This is a genomic window from Yinghuangia sp. YIM S09857, from assembly GCF_051388915.1.
GTDB lineage: Bacteria > Actinomycetota > Actinomycetes > Streptomycetales > Streptomycetaceae > Yinghuangia.
Map to the genome: position 1 here is coordinate 157,393 of NZ_JBPKBH010000004.1, position 3,465 is coordinate 160,857.

Genomic DNA, 3,465 nt, shown 5'->3' on the forward strand with positions numbered 1-3,465 from the left:
CCTGCCGTCGCGTGCCCACAGGGGCGAGGCTCGCGTCACGGCGTGCGGTGCGGTCTGCGGCCGCTCCCAGGCCGGACCGGTGCCGGTCCAGGAGCGATCCAAGGCGAATGTACGCCTTCTGGTGCTTTCGCCGGTGTTGTTCCGGCAGTTTGGTTCGTACGGGTCGTACGGGTCGCTGTCGTTCCGATCGTGCCGGTCGTTCCCGTGGCGCCCGTGCTCAGTCCTGCGCGGCGGTGCCGGGGTCGCCGTCGGTGCGTGCCTGGAGCCAGTCCGGCCACGGGACCGGCGGGTTTGGCAGCGGCGTGACGTCCCGTTCGGCCAGGAGGCGCTGGAAGCCCTCGCGGTCGTCGGGGACCGCGCGCGGGTCTCCGGCCATGATCTCGTACAGCGTGGCGCCCTCGGGGCCGGCGATGAGCGGCCCGAAGGCGGCCCCCTGTTCGAGGGTGATGTGCGTGCCCGCCGGGCACGGGCGGTCGCCGATGAGGACCTCGCCCGCGATGACGAACACGTAGTGCTCGGACATGTGGCCGTGGCGCTCCACAATCACGCCCGCGTCGTACCGTGCGTAGATCACCATGCGCTCGGGTGTCCACTCGAGGAACTTCTCCCACACCGACACGCGGCGGCCGCTGTGGGACTGCGCCTTGACCTCGTGCCAGGGCGTCTCGCTGATGTGCGTGATGGTCAATTCCGGCTTGCCGTCAGGCATCGTGCACCCCTCGTGGACCTGTCAACACGGCTCAGGGCCCACGCTGCACCGTACCTCAGATGCATCTGCACGTGCATCCGCATCCGCATCCGGTGCGAGCTGAAACCTAGCCGTTGGGAAAATAGTTTGCAAGGTCCACTATCCACCCGTCGGCCAATACGATGGGCAGCGCATGGCACCGGACCCCCGTACAGGCGGGAAAGGCGTCCGGAGGCCCACGATGCCGCGGAGGCGCACATGCGCGTGTTCACGTCGTTCGACGAGTTCGCCGCCCTCAAGGGGGAGCACCTGGGCTACGGCGAGTGGCACGTCGTCGACCAGGAACGCATCAACCGATTCGCCGACGCGACCGGGGACCACCAGTGGATCCACGTCGACGCGGAGCGCGCGAAGGACGGCCCGTTCGGCACCACCATCGCGCACGGCTATCTGACGCTGTCGATGATCCCCGCGCTGGGCAAGGACATCTTCCGGCTGGAAGGCCCGAAGATGCTGGTCAACTACGGCACCGACAAGGTCCGCTTCCCCAGCCCGGTCGCCGTGGACTCGCGCGTCCGGGTCGGCGCCGAACTCCTCGACGTCCGCGAAGTCGCGCAGGGCAAGCAGGCCGTCGTCAAGTACACCGTCGAGATCGAGGGGCAGCCGAAGCCCGCGTGCGTGGCCGAGAGCATCGTGCTGATCGTCCTCTGACCCGGGCAGGGCCGCCCTGGCCCTTGCGTCCCGAACTCCCCGTCCGCCGACACCTCGGCACGACGCAGCTCTACTAGGTAGACAGCCTGGTTAGCAGCTAGGCTGCCTAGCGTGTTGACGGCGCGGCCGTGGTTGCACGGCTTTCTCGATCTGTGTCTGATGGCGATGCTGGACGAACGCCCCGACTACGGCTACGGATTGGCCCACCGGCTGTCCGAGGCCGGGGTCGCCGAGGTGCCCGGCGGGACGCTGTACCCCGCGCTGCTGCGGCTGGAGCAGCACGGGTTGGCCGAGCCCACCTGGGCGGCTTCGGAGTCCGGGCCGAGGCGGAAGTACTACGCCCTGACCCCCGCGGGGCGTCAGGCACTCGCCGAACAGGCCGCCGACTGGGCCCTGTTCCGCGACGGCATCGACACCCTCGTCGGTGGCGGCGCCGCACCCGTGCGGAAGGACCGGACCCGGCCGTCCGGCCGGGGCGGTGGGGCGCGATGACGGCCGACCCGCGGTGGCTCCCGCGTTTCGAAGGAGAGCTGGTGCAACTCGGCCTCGAACCGGCGCGCGCCCGTCACCTGGCCGAGGAAACCTCCCAGCAGGCCTCCGAGTTCGGTGCATCGCCGACCGAACTCTTCGGCCCTGCCCATCTGTACGCCCGCCACCTGGTCGCCGCGCTCTCCGCGCCCGAGGACCCCGCCCCGCAAGCCCACGCAACCCCCGAACTCGCCCGCGGCCGCGTTTTGCTCAGCCTGGAACGGGTCGGCAAGCGCCACCGCCGGACCACGGTCTTCGCCGACGTCGACCTCACGGTGCGAGCCGGCGAGGTCGCGGCGGTCGTCGGCGCCAACGGCTGCGGCAAGTCCACCTTGCTACGCATCTGCGCCGGGCTGGTCAAGCCCACCACCGGAACGGTGCGCCGGACCGCGCGCGTGGGCTACGTCCCCCAAGAGGGCGGCACCGCCGGGTGGTTGACTCCCGCCGAGCACTTCGCCCTCTTCGGTGCGGCCGCCCGCATGGCGCCGCGGCGGGCCCGATCGACCGGCGAGCATCTGGCCAGGCGTCTGGCCTGGCGCCCCGACCGCGCACGCTGCGCCCAGCACCTCTCCGGCGGCACGCGGCAGAAGCTCAACCTCGTCCTGGGCGAACTGCACGCTCCGGACCTGCTCCTCCTCGACGAGCCCTATCAGGGCTTCGACCAAGGGACGTACGTGGACTTCTGGCAGCAGGTGCGCGCCTGGCGCGACTCCGGCCGCGGGGTGGTCGTGGTGACCCACCTCCTGCACGACCTCAGGCACGTGGACCAGGTACTGGATCTGAGCGCGGCCGCCCCCGACCCGGAGACAACCCGGGCCGGTGCCGGGCGGGGCCCCGGGAGGCGGGCATGACGGGGCTGGTCGTGGCCGCGCTGTCGGCCCGCGAGGTCGGCCGCCGACGCACCGCCCTGCTTCTGGTGATCGCCCTGCCCCTGTGCTTCTACCTGGTACGCCGCGATCTGCCCGGCCAGTCCACGCGCCTGCTCGCCGTCGGCGTCGGGTGGGCCGTCGCGACGCTCACCGTCTTCGTGGTCAATGCCTCCCGAAGCCTGGACCCACGGCTCCGCCTCGCGGGCGCGTCGGTCCTCGACATCATCGGCGGACGGCTGCTGGCCATGACGGGAATCGGAGCGGCGCTCGCCACCGCGTACTGGGCCCTGGTCGGCGTCAGTCGCGACGACCTGGCGCACCCCTGGGGCGCCGGGCTCATGTTGCTGCTGACGGCGGTGGTCGCCGCACCCTTCGGCGGCCTTGTCGCGGCGCTGCTGCCCCGCGAACTCGAAGGCGCCCTGGCCCTGCTCATCGTCTGCGCGACCCAACTCCTCGCCGACCCCAGTGGATTGGCAGCCAAGTTCATGCCGTTCTGGTCCGCTCGCTCACTCGGCAACTACACCGTGGACGCGGCCTCCACCACAGCGCTGGGGCACGCCGTACTGCACGCCGCCGCCACGTGGGTCCTGTGCTCGGGGCTGACCCTCGCGATCTTCGCCCGGCGCCTGCGCCTTGCCCGCTACCCGGAGCCGTGACGGCCGGGGGGGG

At 71.4% G+C, this 3,465-nt stretch carries 5 protein-coding genes; 4 read left to right on the top strand and 1 reads right to left on the bottom strand.

Going from position 1 to position 3,465, the window contains the following annotated elements; translation table 11 throughout:
- Positions 1–217: 217 nt before the first annotated feature.
- Positions 218–709, bottom strand: coding sequence for a hypothetical protein (locus tag ACRX5S_RS09530; RefSeq protein WP_436772382.1), 492 nt, complete (start codon positions 707–709; stop codon positions 218–220).
- A gap of 237 nt (positions 710–946) precedes the next feature.
- On the opposite strand from ACRX5S_RS09530, the gene ACRX5S_RS09535 reads away from it, so the two are divergent.
- The 4 genes from ACRX5S_RS09535 to ACRX5S_RS09550 all read left to right on the top strand — a co-directional run bounded on the left by ACRX5S_RS09535 (position 947) and on the right by ACRX5S_RS09550 (position 3,452).
- Entirely contained in the window at positions 947–1,399 is a 453-nt protein-coding gene (locus ACRX5S_RS09535) for a MaoC family dehydratase (RefSeq protein WP_436772383.1), read from the top strand.
- Between the two features lie 111 nt (positions 1,400–1,510).
- Positions 1,511–1,891 carry a PadR family transcriptional regulator gene (locus ACRX5S_RS09540; protein ID WP_436772384.1) on the top strand — a complete coding sequence of 127 codons (381 nt, stop codon included), beginning with the start codon at positions 1,511–1,513 and terminating at the stop codon, positions 1,889–1,891.
- Positions 1,888–2,778: an ATP-binding cassette domain-containing protein gene (locus tag ACRX5S_RS09545; RefSeq protein ID WP_436772385.1), complete on the top strand. Its 891-nt coding sequence runs from the start codon at positions 1,888–1,890 to the stop codon at positions 2,776–2,778. The genes ACRX5S_RS09540 and ACRX5S_RS09545 overlap by 4 nt, the downstream gene beginning before the upstream one ends.
- Complete coding sequence (locus tag ACRX5S_RS09550; protein WP_436772386.1) at positions 2,775–3,452, top strand: hypothetical protein; 678 nt, start codon at positions 2,775–2,777, stop codon at positions 3,450–3,452. The genes ACRX5S_RS09545 and ACRX5S_RS09550 overlap by 4 nt, the downstream gene beginning before the upstream one ends.
- The last annotated feature ends 13 nt before the right edge of the window (positions 3,453–3,465 follow it).

Coding starts and splice junctions, on each gene's coding strand:
- ACRX5S_RS09530 (WP_436772382.1), bottom strand. CDS start 709: ATGCCTGACGGCAAGCCGGAATTGACCATCACGCACATCAGCGAGACG.
- ACRX5S_RS09535 (WP_436772383.1), top strand. CDS start 947: ATGCGCGTGTTCACGTCGTTCGACGAGTTCGCCGCCCTCAAGGGGGAG.
- ACRX5S_RS09545 (WP_436772385.1), top strand. CDS start 1,888: ATGACGGCCGACCCGCGGTGGCTCCCGCGTTTCGAAGGAGAGCTGGTG.
- ACRX5S_RS09550 (WP_436772386.1), top strand. CDS start 2,775: ATGACGGGGCTGGTCGTGGCCGCGCTGTCGGCCCGCGAGGTCGGCCGC.